Here is a 19635-nt window from a genome sequence, read left to right on the forward strand (position 1 = left end):
CGTCTCTTTATTGTTTCTTTTGCCAAAGGGAAAATTATGAAAACGTCTCCTCTGTCACAAGGTAAACCCGCCACGAATTTTCGCTGGGTGGTGCTGGCATTAATTTTTGCTGTTTATGCCGTCAATTATGCAGATCGTTCAAATATAGGCTCAGTATTACCCTTCATTACTGAAGAATTTAATATGACCAATTTCGAAGCGGGTCAAATTGCAAGTATGTTCTTTCTGGGTTATGCACTGTGCCAGATTCCGGCCGGTTTTCTGCTGGCTAAACGCGGCGTACGTGGAATCGTGACACTTTCTATTCTCGGTTTCTCGGCATTTACCTGGTTAATCGGTACCGCGTCCTCGGCGCTTTCCATAAAATGGATGCGGCTTGGGTTAGGGGTTACCGAAGCACCGACGCCGGTAGGATTAACATCAACCATTAACAACTGGTTCCCACCAAAAGAAAAGGCGACGGCAACCGGCATCTATATTGCCTCTACCATGTTTGCGCCGATCATCGTCCCGCCTCTTGTGGTGTGGATTTCTTTAACCCTTGGCTGGCGTTGGGTCTTTTTCCTGTTTGCCATACCGGGCCTGTTTCTGGCGGTGATATGGTATTTGCTGGTCAAATCAAAACCGGAAGAGAGTCAATTTGTTTCTCCCAGTGAGCTGGAGTATATCCGGGCATCTGAAACAGCGTCCGGGAATGAGGTTAACGTTGAGAATATTGTGCAACATACCCGTTTTGCCACATTAGATAAGCTCATTCGGGTAAGGGAGATTAAGCCGCTTGATTCCGCAGCCAAAATTTTTCGTTCGCGTAATGTCTGGGGAAATACTATCGCCTATTTCATGATGGTCAGCATCATGTACGGTATCCTGACCTGGATTCCCTCTTATCTGGTGACAGAGAAGGGATTCTCTTTTGTAAAAATGGGCTTCGTCGCCGCGATGCCGTTTGTCGGTGGATTTATTGGCTCCATTTTTGGTGGCTGGATATCGGACAAGATTTTTGGACGACGTCGTAAGCCCACGATGATTTTCACTGCGCTGGCGACCATTGTCATGATGGTTGTGATGATCCACGTGCCGCAGAGTACTGCTATGGTCGCGGGGGCATTATTTATGGTGGGGCTGTTACTCAATATTGGCTGGCCTGCATTTACTGCTTATCCCATGGGCGTTGTAGACCGGAAAAATTACCCTATTGCCATTTCTTTGGTGAACAGCGGCGGCAATCTGGGCGGGTTTGTATCACCCATGGCGGCAGGCTATTTACTGGATAAGACCGGGCAATTTAGTTCAGTATTTACGTATTTCGGCATCTGCGCCGTGATTGGGCTGATATTGCTGCTGATTATTGATGAGCCGAAGTGAGGTATCTCAGCGTAATCCTGAGAGAGGCAGAAACGCCACTGCCCGTCAGCAAAGCAGAACATGACGCCGTATCAGCGAATTGTGTGAATCATCAGCGGAAAATCCTGTTTACGGTAGGGCAAGGTGGTCATGTTGGCTCCGTACGTTAACGAACGCTGGCAAAACGCTGAATTCGGGAAAGGCACCGATCCTGCGCGTACGGCTCGGTGCGTTTTTCATTGTGCCGTCGATAACAACCAGCGTTGCGGTTTTACCGTATTCTGAGATGTGTGCTGGGGAGGCCAGGGCTGTGAAAGATACGGCGCTCCCCTGTACCGCCGTCATTGAGTGACTACAGAAACAGGCCGTCCTGAGACTTGCGGCAATCGCGCGGGCTGCAGCCGAACCAGCGGCGAAAGGCGCGTGAAAAAGCGCTGACTTCAGAGTAGCCCAGCAGCAGCGCCATCTCGGAAACAGAAAGATGATGCTGTTTTAGATAATGCGTGGCCATTTCTTTGCGTACGCTGTCCACCAGCGCCGAGAAGCTGGTTTGTTCATCACGTAAGCGCCGTTGCAATGACCAGGCGGATAACCCCTGTTTTTCCGCGATGATTTCCAGTGAAGGTTCGCCGTTCAGCAGTTGCAGATGAATGTCCGTTCGGGTTTGATTAACGGTGTCCTGACGCACCACGGGCGGGCTGAGCCGACGGATGGCATCCTGCATCACCAGCAGCAGCATCGGATCATGATCCGGCATTTTCCGGTTCAGATCCGCTTTCGCGATGATCATCGAGTTAAAGGGTTGATCGAAGTAAACCGGGGCATCAAACACTTTACAGTGTTCGTGCCAGTGCTCAGGGCGCGGATGCTCAAAATGCACTTCGCGCGGCGCCCAGTGCCGACCTGCGGCATGGCGGATCAGGTTGAGGAACATGCCCAGCGTTAACTCGGCATCCTGGCGGCGCATCAGGATCACGCCATGGCGAACCTGATAATCCAGTTGCCAGCAGTCGCCGCGTTCGGTCAGCCGGATGCAGGTGTTGTGTTGATGAAAGGGAAAGGCATTGACGACGTTCCGCAGCGCCTGTTCCAGCGTGGCTGAACACAAGCCAATATAGCCGATCAGCCCCAGTGACTGGGGTCGGAACTGATGACCGTATTGCAGACCAAAGTTGTCCACGCCTGCCTGGCTTGCGGCTTCCTCCAGCACCCGGCAATAGCTGACCAGGTCCAGGCTCAGCGTTGGGCAGGCGAGCATATCGGGATCGATCCCGCTGATCCCGAAAATGCGATCGACATCGCCGCCCTGTGCATTGATAAATTCGCCTAAGCCCGTTGCGGCGGCAGACAACACACCGCGATGGCCGCCTGCGCCGGAGATGGCCGTTAACGCGGCCTCTGGAACTCTGCTGGTCATCTTGTTTTCCGCAAAAAGTGAACGTCTTAAGGTTCTGCAAAAAACGTACCAGCTGGAAACCACGCGATAACAATCGCTTACCCGATTCGCTTTCCGTGTTGCACCGCGATCAGGCACTGCGGCGGTGCGTTAAACGCCAATCGGCAGCGCGGCACCTTCAAGATAGCGCTGACACAGCCGGACGGTGTGGCTGGCCCAGCGATCGCCCAGGCTGCGCGCCATCTCGGTTTCGCGGTGGGAAGCTACCCAGGCCGTCAACTGGATACGCCGCTGGATCAGCATGGCGGGGATCATAGCCAGTTCCCGATCGCTGATGTGTGCGACCTGTTCGTAACCGCGTAACCAGTTTTCCACCCACTGCGGCGCACTCGGATGATGCTCAACAAAACTGATGGCTGCGGCAAGATCGTGCAGGTACCAGCCCATGCCGCAGTCATCAAAGTCGATCACCCGGGTTTCGCCTTTATGCACCAGCAGGTTGGTCAGGCGCAGGTCGGCATGAATCAGCCCATAGCGTTCAGGTGACTGTCCGAAGTCCAGCATCTGGCGGCGCACGTGTTCCAGCGTTTCTTCTACCACCGCGTGTTCAGCGGTGGGTAACCCCGCAACGTCCCGCCAGTCGCCCCAGTGGCCTGCCGGAGACACCATCGTATGATGATCCCAGATGATGCGGCGAAACCCCTGCGGCTTCTGCCATTTCCGGCTGTGATGGTGCAGACGGGCAGTAATGGCACCGAGCTGACGAAACGCAGCCGGATCGACGCTGTCGGTCAGCATATCGCCCTCTATCCAGTGAAACAGCACCGCATAGCGTTCGCCGCCATCGGGCAGCGGCAGGACCTGAATGCGTTCACCCTGACGATCTTCTACGGCAGCGGGGACGCTGATGTCCGCCGCCTGAAGCGCGTCCAGCCAGAGCAGCTCACTTTCAATATCCTGCTTCGCGTGGTAATCGCCCCGGTGAATGCGCAGCGCGTAGCGGCCCTGCGGCGTGCTGACAGATAACGTCGCGTTTTCTGAGCGACACAGCAGCCTGACCTCAGCCTGTGCACAGGCGGGATAGTTCACTAATGCCCGGTGGGCAAGCTGAAGGATGGTGTCGTTACTCAGCGTATCGTACTGTTTATGGCTCATGTCCGGCTCCCGGGTTTCTGCGTGTAGGGCCAGCATGGCGCTGAACCCTGCCTGCACGCTTGACCTGAAAGCAGGGGAAAATTGACTTTGGCAGGCACCTGGCAGCCAGGCCAGGGGCAAGTTGACCTTAAATCACGGCGTTCTGTTTTCTGCGGTCAAGTTTTTCCCTTCCCACTGTGTCCATCATCTACCCGACAGCTTTTGTGCAGCATTTTTCAATTAACACAGACGGGGAACGCAGTGATGAAAGAGAAACTGAAACCCACCCTGGGCACCCTGCGACTTTGGGGCATTGCCGTGGGGCTGGTGATATCGGGTGAGTATTTCGGCTGGAGCTACGGCTGGGGCGCAGCGGGCACGCTGGGCTTTCTGGTCACGACGTTTTTTGTTGCCGTCATGTATACCTGTTTTATCTTCAGCTTTACCGAACTGACAACGGCTATTCCTCAGGCGGGCGGCCCGTTCGCCTATAGCCGCCGGGCGTTCGGCGACACCGGCGGGCTGATTGCCGGAATCGCCACGCTGATTGAGTTTGTGTTTGCGCCTCCCGCTATCGCGATGGCCATTGGCGCCTATCTCAACGTACAGTTTCCTGAAATTAATCCCAAGCTTATCGCCGTGTGCGCCTATCTGGTGTTTATGGGGCTGAATATCATCGGCGTGAGCATCGCCGCGACCTTTGAACTGCTGGTTACGCTGCTTGCCGTGATTGAATTACTGGTGTTTATGGGCGTTGTGGCGCCCGGCTTTAGCCTGGCGAATTTCGTCGCGAACGGCTGGGCGGGCCAGGGAACCTTCTCGCTGGCTTCCGTGTCCGGTATGTTCGCTGCGATCCCCTTTGCCATCTGGTTCTTTCTGGCGATTGAAGGCGTCGCGATGGCGGCAGAAGAGGCAAAAGATCCCCGCCGCACCATTCCCCGCGCCTATATCAGCGGTATTTTAACGCTGGTGGTGCTGGCGATTGGCGTGATGGTGTTTGCCGGTGGAGCAGGCGACTGGCGTACGTTATCGGGCATTAACGATCCGCTGCCTCAGGCGATGAAAATGCTGGTCGGGAATGACTCGCGCTGGATGCACATGCTGGTGTGGATTGGCTTATTCGGCCTGATCGCCAGTTTTCATGGCATCATCATGGGCTATTCCCGCCAGTTCTTTGCGCTGGCCCGTGAAGGGTATCTGCCGCCCGCCCTGGCGAAGCTTTCACGCTTTAACACACCGCACCGCGCCATTCTGGCCGGTGGCGTAGTGGGCATTCTGGCCATTTTCTCTGACGGGATCAGCTTTCAGGGCATGAGCCTGACCGCCGCCATGATCACGATGTCGGTGTTTGGCGCCATTGTGATGTACATCATGAGCATGCTGAGCCTGTTTAAGCTGCGTCGTACCGCTCCCACGCTGGAGCGCAGTTACCGTGCGCCGGGTTATCCGGTGATCCCTGCCATTGCCCTGTGCGGATCGCTGATCTGCCTGGCGGCGATGCTGTGGTTTAACCCGGAGATTGGCGCGCTGTTTATGGCCTTTATGGTCGTGGGTTACCTCTATTTCCTGACGACCCAGTCCCGGCGCGGCACGATCGCGCAAACCTCTGTCGCGGCGGAGATCGACTAACGCAGACAGACGCTGCCGCGCACTGATGTACGGCAGCGACAGTATTGAATCCGAGGAGTGATGATGACGGTACGTTCAACCATTATGGATACCAACAGCTTTCGTGCAGAAAATGCGGAAGCGCTGGCCCCGGCGATTCGCCAGTTAACCGACAAACGCAGCAAGGTGCTGGGCGAGTCATATCGGCTGTTTTACCGTAACCCCGTGCATCTGGTGCGCGGGCAGGGGCAGTATCTCTGGGACCAGGCGGGCAAACAGTACCTGGATATGTATAACAACGTCGCCAGCATCGGCCACTGTCATCCGGCGGTCGTGGAAGCCGTGCACCAGCAGATGATGCGGCTGAATACGCACACCCGTTATCTGCATGAGTCTATTCTGGACTACAGCGAACGCATTTTGGCAACGATGCCGGCGGCCATCGATCGGGCCATGTACATGTGCACAGGGTCCGAGGCAAACGATCTGGCGATTCGTATGGCGCATGCGTGGAGCGGCGGCACGGGCATTATCGTTTCGAAAGAGGCCTATCACGGCACCAGCGCGCTGACGTCCGGCGTATCACCGGCACTGGGCAGCGGCCAGCCGCTGTCATCGCATACCCGGCTGGTGGCATCGCCAGATTTTTACCGCATTCAGCCCGCCGATCAGGGGGCCTGGTTTGCCCACGAAATTCAGAAACAGATCGATGATATGGCCGCGCACGGCATCAAGTTTGCGGGCTTTCTGGCGGATTCCATTTTCTCTTCGGACGGCGTATTGCCCGGCCAGCCGGGCTTTTTAAAGCAGGCTATCGACGTCGTCCATCAAAACGGCGGAATTTTTATTGCCGATGAAGTTCAGCCCGGCTTTGCCCGTACAGGGGAATCATTCTGGGGATTTGCGCGCCACGGCGTGGTGCCCGACGTGGTGACCACGGGTAAACCGATGGGCAACGGTATTCCCGTATCCGGTCTGATGGCGAAAGCCCCGGTTATGGCAGCCTTCAGTGACTCGCTCCCGTATTTTAATACCTTTGGTGGCAATCCGGTGTCGATGGCGGCGGCGCACGCGGTAATGGATGTGATCGAGCAGGAATCGCTTCAGGCGCACAGCCTGAAAACCGGGCAAGCTTTGTTAGCGGCCCTGCAGTCCCTTCAGGATACCTATGCCTGCGTAGGCGACGTGCGCGGCGCTGGCCTGTTTATTGGCTTTGAGCTGGTCACGGACAGAGAGACGAAGCAGCCTGACAAACGGCTGGCGCTCGATTTGGTCGAGGCGCTGCGCGAAGAGTGTGTGCTGACGTCTGTCGCCGGGCCTTACGGCAACGTGCTGAAAATTCGGCCGCCGCTGTGCTTCCAGACGCATGATATCGACTGGGTAGTCAGCGCGATGGATCGCTGCCTGAAAAAACTGCAGGGATAGGCCGCTGCCGGGCACAGGACAGGGCGGTAACGGGATGATTTTGCTGAATGCTGCACGCGTCGCATAACGCCCGTCATCACTGCACGGATAAAGCCCGACGTCAGCCGGGCTGGCGATATCCGTAAAACCTGATGCCAGGGATTGGCACGGCAGAATTACAAGGGGAGTTCGTGGCTGTCGCCGGAAATTGTCCAGCTGTCAGGATCCAGTAACCGCCCCTGCCCGAAAACACAGCCGTTTGGCTGGAAAAACACCTCGCCATATTGCGGATCGTTGACGTAAAAAGTGCCGTCTTCGCGCCGCTCAACGGTGAGCTGTGCAAATCGCGCCTCAAAATCCGCCAGGTTATCCAGCCGCGGATCGTCATTCAGGCGAATCAGCCAGCAGGTTTCCTGCCCCGGCAAGCGGACTTCACAGTGCTGTGTCGGGCCATGAGCGATCCGCTGGAACGCGCGGTTGCCGGAGATCTGTACCATACCTTTACCACTGCGCAGCAGAATGCGTTTATCGTAGCAACGCACGTCATCAAAATAGCGCTGCGGCAGCCAGGCGTGAGAAAAATCAGGCTGCCCTTCATGAACACGAAACAGAACGATCGCCAGGCCGCGATATTGCTGCACGCGCGGTAGCGTGCCACATCCTCCCCAGTAGGAAGGCCGCCCGAAGCCACTGTGCAGGCGTTCACCCGGATGGTTGATCCAGATCTGCGCCTCCGGCGTCTCGCCGATCCTCAGATGAATCGGGGTTTCCTGATAGCCCCATTCGCCCCAGCGGTATCCGGCAAGGGAACCCATTGCCACGTCACGGGTTTTATAGTGGTAAAGGCGCGCAATGCGGTTAAGCCCCTGAGCGAAATACCATTCCAGCGCGCTGTCATCTTGCCATACCGCCACCTTTGCCAGTTCAGGTGAGAGCGTTAGTTTGCCCTGCTTTAACAGTAGCGCCAGCTGCGGTAAGGCATGAAAGCGACAGCCAACGTTGCCTTTGCCCCACAACAGGCGCGAGATAGCGGACAGCTCCAGCGAGCGACCTGCGCGCAGCGTGTGCTCGTATGAACGACCTTGCGATGCGGTGAGCATGCCCTGATGGCTGGATCGTGCAATCTGCTCCAGCAGGCGGAGGATAGCGCGCTGGCTGCGGGCAACGATTTCGGCATCCGGTGCCAGGGCGGCGAGGGCGGTTAATCCCTTGAGATCGATAGGGAAGTAAGGCGCGGAATTCCATTCGGCCATCTCGCATTGTTCAAAGTGATCCAGCCATGCCAGCACGCGCTGACGGCCTGCCTCTGCCTGATCGCTGCCCAGGCGGCCGGATCGCACAAAGGTTTTATCCGGAAAGGTGCTTCCCGCCAGGTAGGCGGCGGTATGAAACAGCAGCGCGTGGTTTTCAGAAAAATACCACTGCACGTCATTTCCCGGCTCATCCATCCAGTAACGAAAGGCTAAAATCGCCCGATCCATTTTCTCGCGAACGGGAGCGGCAATGCGATCCGCCCACTGGATCCGACACCACAGCAGCGGTACAAGCGTAAAGTCGGCGCAGTCATGGCAATCTTCAACCGGTGTTAAAACGCCCTCCAGCATGTTCTGGGTTTCGGTGTCATCCCTCCCGCAGGCTAGCCGGGCCAGCGCTTTTACGCTGCTGTATTCGCCGTGCAGGGCAACATGCATCAGCGCTTCGTCTGCACGCGCGTCTGCCGTTTTCGGCACCTGCGCCTGTTGCTCTGCATGGCAGATCTCCACGCCCAGGGTGCGCCTGATATGAAAGTTGTCTTTTTCCATGCTGATAACGAAATGACGAAAATCAGCCGGCAACGCGTCGCTTTCGGCAATCTCTGCCACCGTTTCGCCTTGATGTAAAACCGCGTTGATCAGTACGGGCTGGTCTAGCGAAATAAAGTCGCCCTGCACGCGGATATTCAGGTTCAGCGTTTCCGGGGCTGGGATTGGGAAGCACAGGCGAACGGTGCCGCCTGTGTAGGTCGGCTGTTCAAACGCCATGCCTTCGAGCAGGGCTTCCATTTGCCGCACCCGATCTGCCTCAATCGGTGTTGCCAGTGCCACCTGCAGCGGCGCACCTTCAACATAGTCCAGTTGAAAAAAGAAGCGCACATCGCGTTCGGCCAGGTCATCGAACCAGACCGCGATAGCGTTCACTCCGGCATCCAGCATGAGCGCGAACTCAACGGTGCTTTCCAGATTACGCTGATAGTCTGCCTGCCATGCCACATCACCGCCGTTCAGCGTAATACAGGCGGCACCGCAGGTGGTCAGCCGAAAACGGTACAGGCCACCTTGTTCCGCAACAAGGTAGGTTTCTGCCTGAGCGCCGATGCGCGTGGCCCGGAACCAGAAACCTGATAAATCGACCCGATCGGAACCAAAAGGGAACCACCAGTTTTTCAGGGTAGTATCGCCGAAAGGAGTGGGCTTTTTTCCGGCATAGTGTTGCTGAAACTGCGTACGACAGGGATAGGTATGGGGAATAAAGTTTTTATGTTGGCTCAGAAAGAAAAACGGATCCATTTCACCGGACATCGGCGCATTGGGCACATCATAGCGCTGTGAAGAAATCGCGGATAACTGCCAGTAGCGAACGGCTTCATTCTGGTTAAGGGGGAAGTAACAATAATGGTTCTGGTCCATGATGATATTCTCCTGGTGTCGACGTCCTGTTATTTTTTTAAATGTCTTAACCCTTCGGTCAGGCATAAAATAGCCAGCGCCTGGCCATAACCGGTTGGCTGTAGCGGAATGTCTTTATAGAACTGCAGGGTTCTTCCCATGCGTGTGCCATAAGAGACGTTGTGGACTGTGCCGCTGCTGTCAATATTTCGCCGTACCGCGCCCTGGGCTTGTAAACCTGCCTGCAACCAACGTTCATCGCCATAGCCAAGACGAACGCCTTTTAATAAGCCATAGCCAAATCCGGCGGTAGCCGATATTTCTTCATAGCTGTCTGGATGGTCGAGCAGCGTGTGCCATGCACCGCTCTCAGATTGCAGCGTGATTAATGAATTAATTTGCGTTTTCAGGCATTCGAGTAAATAGTCACGGACCCCGCCGCGAAGCTGGGTCAGTTCCAGAAACTCAATAATGCCGACGGTTATCCAGGCATTTCCCCGCGCCCAGCGGGCCTGAGCAAAATGGCTCTTCTCGGCAAAGCTCCAGCCGTGAAACCATAAACCGGTCTGCGGATCGTTAAGATAACGGGCATGCAGTAAAAACTGGCGTACGGCCTCATCGACCAGCGCCTGTCGTCCGGAGGCCACACCGTAATGGCCGAGAAACAGCACCACCATAAACAGTGTGTCATCCCATATCTCCATGGGGTTAATGCCGTCGGACACCACGTGCTGGAAGCCTTGTTCCGGGGTACGCGGCAGCTCTGTCATCACCCTGTCGGCCCAGCTATCCAGCACCGCTTGATAATGTGGTGCCCGGTTATGTGCCCACAACAGAGATAACGGCAGCATGGGGGCGGTGGTATTAATATTTAACGGGGGCAGGCCTTTTTGAATATTTTGCTGAAACCAGTTTTCAATGATTTGGTAAATATCGTCGCGACGGGTCAACTCCCATAATCTCACCAGACCAAACAGGCCAACGCCCTGCGGCCATTCCCAGTGAGCAAATGAGATGTAATCCCCCGCTGTGCCATCCATATTGGGTTCGTTAAATTTCCCTTCGTCTTTTAGCTGTGTAAATCCATTCAGTAACAGATCAAGTTGGCGGGCTGTTGATAATAATTCCATTATATTTCCCTCAATGCTGTATAAATCCTTACTCGTTTTTTATATTTCTGTGATTATTCACTGTAACCTTGACGTCCTTATTCGCCTCGACAGGCGGGAATAACGGTTATCCATAAGTTTCTCTGGGAAATGAAATCCCATGACGTCATCATTATCGGCTGGCCTTAAGAAGCCAGTTTTACATTAACCAGATATGTTGACTTATTCATACGGTTGGCGTTCAGGGTCACTATTCTGGCCTCAATCATTATTCTTTCTCATAAGAGAGTAAAACCGGCTTTAATGATGCGATTGCCTGCCTGATTAATCGGGCTGCCTGCCATCATTATTCACGCATAACGACAGGCTCGCCCGGGCAGACGTAAAGGCTTAATGCTCAGCCTTAACGCGAGAGCCAGCCGCCATCGACGGCAATCGTATAGCCATTCATATAGTCAGAAGCCCGTGAGGCAAGAAATACCACCGGCCCCATCAGGTCCTCTGGTTTTCCCCAGCGACCGGCGGGAATGCGATCGAGGATTTCGGCACTTCGCTTTGCATCAGCGCGCAGTTGCTGTGTGTTATCGGTTGCCATATAGCCCGGGGCAATTGCGTTGACATTAATACGGTGCTTCGCCCACTCGTTGGCCAGCAAGCGAGTTATGCCCATTACGCCACTTTTAGACGCGGTGTAAGAAGGCACGCGGATCCCGCCCTGAAAAGAGAGCATTGAGGCGATGTTGATGATCTTGCCCCCATTCCCTTGGGCAATAAAATGTCGGGCGGCGGCCTGCGACATAAAGAACAGGCTCTTGATATTCAGATCCATCACATCATCCCAGTCCTGTTCGCTGAAGTTGATGGCATCCTCACGGCGAATCATGCCCGCGTTATTCACCAGAATATCAATGCGGTCAAAGCAGGCGATGGCGCTGTCCAGCAGGGCAGGAATAGCATCAATGTTACGCAAATCAGCTTTCAGGCTAAGGAAGCGACGTCCCAGCGCGGTCACCTGTTTAATCGTTTCGTCGGGTTCAACCTGATTAATACCAACAATATTGCAACCGGCTTCAGCCAGTCCCAATGCCATAGCCTGACCCAGGCCGGTATTGCAGCCCGAAACCACCGCGATTTTGTCCTGAAGAGAAAACGCATTCAGTATCATGTGGACTCCTTATTCACGCGCTACCTGCTTCTGACAGGCGGCGCATTGGTGAGGATTAGCGCAGATCCTTGACCGATACGTGGTCCATATCATCAAACACCTGGTTTTCACCGACTGTTCCCCAGATAAAGGTATAGGCTTTCGTACCGACACCTGAATGGATCGACCAGGCCGGTGAAATGACCGCCTGCTCGTTGTGAACCAGAAGATGACGCGTTTCCTGCGGCTCACCCATCATATGAAAAACGCAGGCATCATCATCCATATTGAAATAGAGATAGACTTCCATACGGCGTTCATGGGTATGACACGGCATGGTATTCCAGAGGTTGCCGGGTTCAAGCTGCGTTAACCCCATACTGAGCTGGCAGGTTTCCAGCACGTCAGGAACCAGATACTTGTTGATCGTTCGGCGATTGCTCGTGAGGTTATCGCCGAGCGTGACGGCAGCGGCATCGCCAGCCGTCACTTTGCGGATGGGCAATGTTTTATGCGCCGGTGCGCAGTTGTAATAAAACTTCGCGGGGCGATGTGGGGCCAGGCTGCTGAACAGGACTTCTCGGGCACCTTTGCCGATATACAGCGCTTCACGATGACCGATCTCATAGTCTTCGCCATCAATGGTGACCTGACCGGGCCCGCCGATATTAATCATGCCGAGTTCGCGACGCTCCAGAAAATAGCTGACGCCAAGTTGCTTACCCACATCGTTACCTATCGCGACAGCCTGGCCGACCGGCATCACGCCGCCAACAATGATACGGTCGATATGGCTGTACACCATGGTGAACTCATCGGGCACAAAGATCTTCTCAATCAAGAATTCATCGCGTAATCCTTGTGTATCCAGCGCGTTGGCGTGGGCGCTATGAATGCTTTGTCTGACTTCCACGTTAACCTCCCGTTAGTGGTGCAAGTAAATTTATTCAGTAATGAATTAAAACAGCATGAATTCATTTTTGTGCATCCTATTCGGCAAAAAATCTCTTTTCAATTAAAATTGAAACAATGTTTTATTTTTAAATTGAATTGGTGAGATGGCTCTGTTTTTTTTTGGGTGAATTAATGATTTTTGTAAGTGTAATAGCTAACTTTGCAGCATTCTTCTTATTTTTTAAAAGTAGTGTATTAGGACGGTTTTATTTAATTGTTAATTTAAATAAGTACTATCCGAAGGGGAAGAGAAAGTTCATTAAAGGGAGGGGTATATGATGTTAAATTTTCTATTTATAAAGTTAATTTTTGAAAGAAAGTCCTTTTTCCTGTCAGGGCCCCATGCAAGGGGCCATATATTTAAATTAGGTAAATTTTCACTATCGGAAAGCGGTTGTTTTTCTTTGCAAGTCCAACTGTTTTCTCCAGGCTCGATTGTGAAGAATAAAAGCGCAGGACTTATAAAACATCTCGCTATTAAGACACTTAAGAGCGATCAAACTTAACCCGATGCTTAATAATGCGCCAGTAAAAGAAAGAGAGTAATTATTGTTGCCGCTTATTGATGAAATCATAGTGATAAGTAGAAAAAATAAAGCGGTAATCAATGCCAGAATTAATATGAAAATATAAGCCCTTAGCGCCAAATATATTCCGCGCGAAACCATCATCATTGTCGTAAACAATACGAGTACATAGATAAAGGCTGCGGCAATAATAGCGATAAAAACGGCGTGTTGTTCCCATCCCATCAGGTCATAGATAAATAACCAGAATGAAAATTGAGGCAGGGAAAAACTGATCACAGTAAGCACCATACTAATGATTAATGGTACGCCAAAGGTATGTAATCCAATTGGTATGCCCATTTTTTCTTTCATATCATCTTTAATGCTCTCTAGTTCATCAACACCACTAACCTCTATTTTTTTATTTGTTTTTTCGCTTAATTTGATTATTTTATTAATGTATTTCATTTTTATAACTTATGTAGAGGAAAGTGACTGAATAACGCCGATAACATACTTTCCCGATTGAACAATGTTTTGTGGATTTCTTAATGTGCCTGTCAACGCACTACCAGCAAACGCCGATGAATTAACCAGCGCTGACGTTAATTCGCGCTGCAGAGATTTTTGTATAGCCTCAGCAGGGTAACGTTTAGGGTAAACACCAGCTTTCATCGCTGCCTTAATACCCCCGTTTGAAATACCGGGATTTTGAGCGCGTATTATTTCTTCTGTAATTCTTTTTCTCTCAGCGCGACTTAACGTTTTAAGCCATTCGAAGGCCTTTGCAGAAGAGGATGCTTTCATTACCTTGTATGTTTCAATTGCGCTCTTCAGACCGGCTCCCGCTCCTGCAAGCGATATCACATCCAGCGCAGTCGTTGTTGCAACGTACCAGGATTGTGAATCAAGCCACGCGACATAATCTTCGTTGCCTTCATAGATAGCATACAACCGTGCAGTGCCGATAGCGCATTGCATACCTGTAGCCAATCCGCCTGCGATAATCATACCCGCGACAACACCCGATGCGCCTGCTGTCAATGGCACGGCTGCAGCAGAACCAAATGCAAGGAATCCCGTCACCACTAGAGCACCACATGAAAACATCGTCGATGTAATCTCGCTAGCCAATGACGGTTTGCTAAGCGTTTCCGTCAGCGCCTTTGCAGCAACCTGAGGATTTGTGGCATTAACCTTGGTAATGATTACATGGCTCACACTACTCTTGCTGGCTTGAGCGTGACGACGTGAAGGGCGAACAAGCCATTGTTCGCGGCCATCGGAATAGATGATGCCCACCTGACTGAAATCCCGCGTGCAATCCAGACGATTGGCCAAAGCGGTGAAATCAATGTCATCCGCGGACACCATGCCCAGACGTCGTGCGATATTGTAGTCAGGAAGGTTGTTTGAAGACTGTCCTGGTAAGGCCATTAGCTCACTCCTTGCTGATGAAAACCGGATTGCGAAGCGTCAAGGGTAAAGCGCAGCGGAAACGAATTAATTAAGAATAGTCTTAATGATCCATTAGAGCCATCAATGTGTTACTGCCCCCGTCCTTGTCAGTCATCCCTTTGTCAGAAGTCTGTTGCTTATCAAGTGATTAATCCGGCTTTACATTTCATGACAATCCAGCATGTCCAGGAGGCGACTTGTTTACAGGGCGCTCGGTTAAACGCCTTTTTTCAGCCAAACGGGTCAAACTCGGCCTACATAATATGTTGCTTTAATGTGGCAGAAAGGTTTAAAACTATTGTGCAGGAATTGATCAAATGCTTGAGTTTTTTTAACCTCTCCTTTTACTATGTTTGGGATAAACAAAATCATGAAAAACAGGGTACTTGTTGCTTTTTCTCTGCTTGCGCTGAGTGGCTGTAGCACGATGTCATCTAATGAAGCCATTCCTCCCCTTCAGGCTGAGACTGCAAAAATGCTGGGTCTGAGTTCTTCCGATGAAATCACTGTAACTAATGTATCCGCGACTAAACCAGATACCTTGGGCTCTCAAATGCTCTCTTATCGCGCCACTACAGATAAAGGTCGCATTTTTGACTGTCAGTCTCAGATGATCCCCGGGATCCTGGGGCAGGAACCCGTTGTTACCGTGCCAAAATGTACACCCGTCAAAGTACATAACTAAAAAGCGTTTCCCTGTCTGTCCGTCGGACAGGGAATATCCGTTTTATATCCAGCGTTATTTCAAGAAAGCCTTTATCTCGTTGCGTCCTGCCTTTAAAGCGGGTTCTTTTCATCAGGTTTACACATCGTAACGTTTAAGACTCGGTCTTCATTTGAACATCAATGTGGAAATCGCCTGCATTACTTGAGCGGGAAGTTTATGGCCTCCAGTGTTGTCATCCCGTCGCAAGGCGTGGATCTTACAAAAGTGAACAGGCCTCATTTTTTAAGGTAAGATTTTAAGCCTGATTTAGCGCCATATTTATCAACACGCAGGCAAGCAATCTCTGCTTCAATTTTTCTAATATTTTATGTCGGCACCTCCCTGATTGTTATCACCTGAATAAGGCCTGACGCGGCATTCATCCATCAGGGGTGATGTAGCAGGATATGATGAATCCTCGGGTGTCATTAACACTCTTGTAACGGGTTAATCATAGTGATAAAGCTAATCTGTGATTCACTAACCATCTGGGGTTTGAAGCGTCCTGACGACATTGGAGATCCGGTTTTTCATGGGAAATTAATGCATTTCAGGATGGGCGATAAGCGCCCAGTATTGCTTTCACAAAAAATTAATAAAAACCCGGTCATCAGGTGAGCATACGTTTAACAATCCTGCCTGATAATCCCTCACCTGAAATAATTCAGTCGCTCCCGTGATGAAAAGAAGAGAGGGTTCATGAACTTCCGATTCACCATGCTGGCGGCCAACAGACGGTTATTGCCTAACGTCTGGGATGCCGTGGCTTTTCCCTTGATCATTTGTCTGATTGCTATGGTCGCGGTCGGCTTTCATCAAACGTTGATGCCGATAGACAGTTTAAAAACCCAGGCTATCTCGCTCGATCCCACTAATCTGCCGGAATATGCCATGCGCACCACGCTGCGCATGCTGGTGGCAATGCTGGCTTCCCTGGTGTTCAGCCTGATTTACGGCACGCTGGCCGCCAAAAGCCGCCGTGCTGAAAAGGTGCTGGTGCCAATTCTGGATATCCTGCAGTCCGTGCCGGTGCTGGGATACATCTCCTTTACCGTCACCTTCTTTATTGCGCTTTTTCCGGGGCAGGTGCTGGGCGTAGAACTGGCGGCCATCTTTGCCCTGTTCACCAGCCAGGCGTGGAACATGACCTTTAGCTTCTATCAGTCGCTGCGCACCGTGCCAGCCGATTTGGTGGAAGTGTCGCGCGGATTTCATCTGACCGGATGGCAACGTTTCTGGAAGCTGGATGCGCCTTTTGCTGTGCCGGGGCTGGTATGGAACATGATGATGTCGATGTCAGGCGGCTGGTTCTTTATTGTCGCCTCTGAAGCGATCACGGTCGGCAATAACACCTTTACCTTGCCCGGTGTCGGTGGCTATCTGGCGCAGGCTATTCTGCATAAAGATATCCACGCGGTAGGCTGGGTGTTACTCACCATGGTGATTGTGATTCTGGCTTACGACCAGTTGCTGTTCAGACCGCTGGTCGCCTGGGCAGATAAGTTCCGCATGGAAAACACCCGCTCAGGAAATGCGCCAACCTCCTGGGTGCGCGATTTAATGCGTCGAACCCGTCTGATTCATCAGATCTTCACGCCGTTACGGCTGCTGCTGTCAGCGCTGGCGCGTATCTCATGGCGCTGGCCGACAGCGGCACCCGTGCGTTTCGAGAACAATACTCGCCGTGCTTCAAGGCTGGGTGACATTGTCTGGGGCGCGTTCGTCATTTTACTGACCCTCTATGTGGTTTACCGGGTCATTACTTACGTTCAGATCGGCGTGACGCTGGATGAGGTGAAACACGTTTTCACGCTGGGGCTGATTACCTTATTGCGCGTGACGGTGCTGATTCTGATTTCGTCGCTGATATGGGTGCCGTTAGGCGTAATGATTGGCCTGCGGCCTGCTCTGGCGGGCAAGATTCAGCCCGTGGCTCAGTTTCTGGCAGCCTTCCCGGCAAACCTGATGTTCCCAGTTTTCGTGATTATGATTGTGCATTTTCATCTTAATCCCGATATCTGGCTGTCACCGCTCATTGTGCTTGGCACCCAGTGGTACATTCTGTTTAACGTTGTGGCAGGGACTACTGCGTTTCCGAATGACTACAAAGAGGCCGCAGCGAACTTTCATATCCGTGGCTGGCAATGGTGGCGCCAGGTGATGTTGCCCGGCATTTTTCCTTATTACATTACGGGCGCGATTACCGCTTCCGGAGGCGCGTGGAACGCCAGCATCGTGTCTGAATTTGTGCAGTGGGGGAATACGCAGGTCACGGCGCACGGTTTAGGTGCCTACATCGCACAAACCACCGCCGCCGGGGATTTCCCCAAAATCATTCTTGGTATCGCGGTGATGTCGCTGTTTGTCACCCTGTTCAACCGTCTGTTGTGGCGACCGCTGTACGTGTACGCCGAATCAAAATTCCGTGCCAATTAAGGGACACCTGATGTTAAATAATCCACCCACACTGAACCCAGACGTGTCGAACAGGAAACCAGAAGGGCGCAAAGCGGTCCTGACGGTGAAAGACATTAAGCACGGTTATGATAAAACGCATGGTGAAGTACTGATTCTGGATGACGTTAATCTCACCCTGCAGGAAGGGGAAATTGTCGGCCTGCTGGGCCGCTCAGGCTCAGGGAAATCCACGTTGTTACGCATCATTTCTGGCCTGATCACGCCAGGTTCGGGCGCGGTCGAGTATCTGGGCAAGCCGCTTAACGGGCCGGCCAAAGGCGTGGCGATGGTGTTCCAGACCTTTGCGCTGTTTCCCTGGCTGACGGTACTGCAAAACGTGGAAGCTGGCCTGGAGGCGCTGGGCGTGGAAAAAGCGGAGCGCAGAAAACGCGCCCTGGCAGCCATCGACCTGATCGGCCTGGACGGTTTTGAAAACGCCTACCCACGCGAGCTGTCAGGCGGAATGCGTCAGCGTGTCGGTTTTGCTCGCGCGCTGGTGGTTGATCCCACTCTCTTATTAATGGATGAGCCTTTCTCTGCACTGGACGTATTAACCGCCGAAACGCTGCGTACGGATTTACTCGATTTGTGGAACGAAGGGCAGATGCCGATGAAGTCGGTGCTGATTGTCACTCACAATATCGAAGAGGCCGTGTTTATGTGCGACCGCATTCTGGTGCTGTCGTCGAATCCTGGACGCGTGGTGGCTGAAATCAAAGTGCCCTTTGGCCATCCTCGCAATCGCCTTGATCCCGCATTCCGTCGTCTGGTTGATGATGTGTACACGCAGATGACCGCCAGGCCAACCAGCGATAATGTGAAAAAGAGCCTCAGGCTGGGCACGCACCTGCCGCAGGTATCAACTAACCTGATGGCCGGCCTGATTGAAACCCTGGCGGCCGCGCCCTATCACGGTCGTGCAGACATGCCGGATGTTGCGCGTTCGCTGCATCTGGAGGTCGATGAGCTGTTCCCGATAGCCGAAGTGCTACAGTCACTGGGCTTTGCCGACGTCAGGGAAGGGGATATTTTCCTGACGCCACCTGCCCGGGTTTTTGCCGAATCGGATACCCAGCAGCGCAAAGTCATGTTTGCCGATCATCTGCTGCGCTATGTGCCGCTGGCCGCCTTGATTAAAACCGTGCTGGATGAACGTCCCGGTCATCGTGCGCCACGCATGCGTTTCGAGCAGGAGCTGGAAGACTCACTGGCTGACAGCGCCGCCAAAGAGACGCTGGACAGCGTGATCAACTGGGGCCGCTATGCAGAGATCTTCTCTTATAACGATCAGACCGAATATTTTAGTCTGGAAGACGTTGAGTTTTAATTCTGCTCGCTCAGCAAAAGGTTGCGTTATCCCTTACACCATCCCGTTACTCTGCACGGGATGGTGCCTGAAAGATTCTCAAGGCAATAATCCTTTCTGAAAGATAAATAAACGCGGTTTACACTGTTCTTATTCCGCAGAGGTAAATGGTTTATTGTGGTATTTGATGACTATAATTCATTGCCTGCACATTGAAAGCCAGTTGTTTAACTGGCTTGTTCGTGTTTTTTTCTCTTATTATTTTGGGGTGAATTGATTATTGGTGAATATTTAATTCTGTTTTATTTATTAATTTTATGGTTTCTGAAAATTAAGTGGCGGTAATTTATTATTTATTAATATTTCGTGATCTCATTAATGTTTGTGAGTTGGGCGATGGTTAAACAATTAGGATTAGGTTCTTTTAGAACCAGAGGAGTAAGACTGTTTTCATGCCCTAA

Annotated in this window: 14 protein-coding genes; 5 read left to right on the forward strand and 9 right to left on the reverse strand. The window is 52.4% G+C overall.

Features of this window, described 5'->3' with window-relative positions; translation table 11 throughout:
• Positions 1-36: 36 nt before the first annotated feature.
• Positions 37-1365: an MFS transporter gene (locus tag EL29_RS00265; protein WP_050442560.1), complete on the forward strand. Its 1329-nt coding sequence runs from the start codon at positions 37-39 to the stop codon at positions 1363-1365.
• A gap of 331 nt (positions 1366-1696) precedes the next feature.
• On the opposite strand, the gene qhpR is transcribed toward EL29_RS00265, so the two are convergent.
• Together qhpR and EL29_RS00275 are read right to left on the reverse strand one after the other, a co-directional pair.
• Positions 1697-2761: an AraC-like transcriptional regulator QhpR gene (qhpR, locus tag EL29_RS00270; RefSeq protein ID WP_024472325.1), complete on the reverse strand. Its 1065-nt coding sequence runs from the start codon at positions 2759-2761 to the stop codon at positions 1697-1699.
• Between the two features lie 129 nt (positions 2762-2890).
• Entirely contained in the window at positions 2891-3895 is a 1005-nt protein-coding gene (locus EL29_RS00275; RefSeq protein ID WP_014606668.1) for a phosphotransferase enzyme family protein, read from the reverse strand.
• 243 nt (positions 3896-4138) lie between these two features.
• Between EL29_RS00275 and eat the strand changes: the two genes are divergently transcribed.
• Positions 4139-5503: an ethanolamine permease gene (gene eat, locus EL29_RS00280; protein WP_014595250.1), complete on the forward strand. Its 1365-nt coding sequence runs from the start codon at positions 4139-4141 to the stop codon at positions 5501-5503.
• A 63-nt stretch (positions 5504-5566) separates the two neighbouring features.
• Positions 5567-6907 (forward strand): aspartate aminotransferase family protein, encoded by a 1341-nt coding sequence (locus tag EL29_RS00285; RefSeq protein ID WP_014606667.1) that lies wholly within the window; start codon positions 5567-5569, stop codon positions 6905-6907.
• 155 nt (positions 6908-7062) lie between these two features.
• Here the strand turns inward: EL29_RS00285 and EL29_RS00290 are convergent, their stop codons facing one another.
• The 7 genes from EL29_RS00290 to EL29_RS00320 form a co-directional block, all read right to left on the reverse strand.
• A complete protein-coding gene (locus EL29_RS00290) occupies positions 7063-9552 on the reverse strand; it encodes a hypothetical protein (RefSeq protein WP_028716022.1) in 2490 nt (829 codons plus the stop codon).
• A 29-nt stretch (positions 9553-9581) separates the two neighbouring features.
• Positions 9582-10661: a beta-galactosidase BglB gene (bglB, locus tag EL29_RS00295; protein ID WP_028716023.1), complete on the reverse strand. Its 1080-nt coding sequence runs from the start codon at positions 10659-10661 to the stop codon at positions 9582-9584.
• 382 nt (positions 10662-11043) lie between these two features.
• Positions 11044-11805 (reverse strand): 2-dehydro-3-deoxy-D-gluconate 5-dehydrogenase KduD, encoded by a 762-nt coding sequence (kduD, locus tag EL29_RS00300; RefSeq protein WP_028716024.1) that lies wholly within the window; start codon positions 11803-11805, stop codon positions 11044-11046.
• A 55-nt stretch (positions 11806-11860) separates the two neighbouring features.
• A complete protein-coding gene (gene kduI / locus EL29_RS00305) occupies positions 11861-12697 on the reverse strand; it encodes a 5-dehydro-4-deoxy-D-glucuronate isomerase (RefSeq protein ID WP_028716025.1) in 837 nt (278 codons plus the stop codon).
• A 421-nt stretch (positions 12698-13118) separates the two neighbouring features.
• Positions 13119-13715 carry a hypothetical protein gene (locus EL29_RS00310; RefSeq protein WP_028716026.1) on the reverse strand — a complete coding sequence of 199 codons (597 nt, stop codon included), beginning with the start codon at positions 13713-13715 and terminating at the stop codon, positions 13119-13121.
• 9 nt (positions 13716-13724) lie between these two features.
• Positions 13725-14684: an Ssp4 family T6SS effector gene (ssp4, locus tag EL29_RS00315; protein WP_028716027.1), complete on the reverse strand. Its 960-nt coding sequence runs from the start codon at positions 14682-14684 to the stop codon at positions 13725-13727.
• A gap of 264 nt (positions 14685-14948) precedes the next feature.
• Positions 14949-15152 carry a hypothetical protein gene (locus EL29_RS00320; protein WP_024472318.1) on the reverse strand — a complete coding sequence of 68 codons (204 nt, stop codon included), beginning with the start codon at positions 15150-15152 and terminating at the stop codon, positions 14949-14951.
• 958 nt (positions 15153-16110) lie between these two features.
• On the opposite strand from EL29_RS00320, the gene EL29_RS00325 reads away from it, so the two are divergent.
• Both EL29_RS00325 and EL29_RS00330 read left to right on the forward strand, forming a co-directional pair.
• Positions 16111-17847, forward strand: coding sequence for an ABC transporter permease (locus EL29_RS00325; RefSeq protein ID WP_014595258.1), 1737 nt, complete (start codon positions 16111-16113; stop codon positions 17845-17847).
• A gap of 10 nt (positions 17848-17857) precedes the next feature.
• Positions 17858-19195 carry an ABC transporter ATP-binding protein gene (locus EL29_RS00330; protein WP_014595259.1) on the forward strand — a complete coding sequence of 446 codons (1338 nt, stop codon included), beginning with the start codon at positions 17858-17860 and terminating at the stop codon, positions 19193-19195.
• The last annotated feature ends 440 nt before the right edge of the window (positions 19196-19635 follow it).

It is taken from the genome of Pantoea ananatis LMG 2665 (assembly GCF_000710035.2).
Taxonomy (GTDB): domain Bacteria; phylum Pseudomonadota; class Gammaproteobacteria; order Enterobacterales; family Enterobacteriaceae; genus Pantoea; species Pantoea ananatis.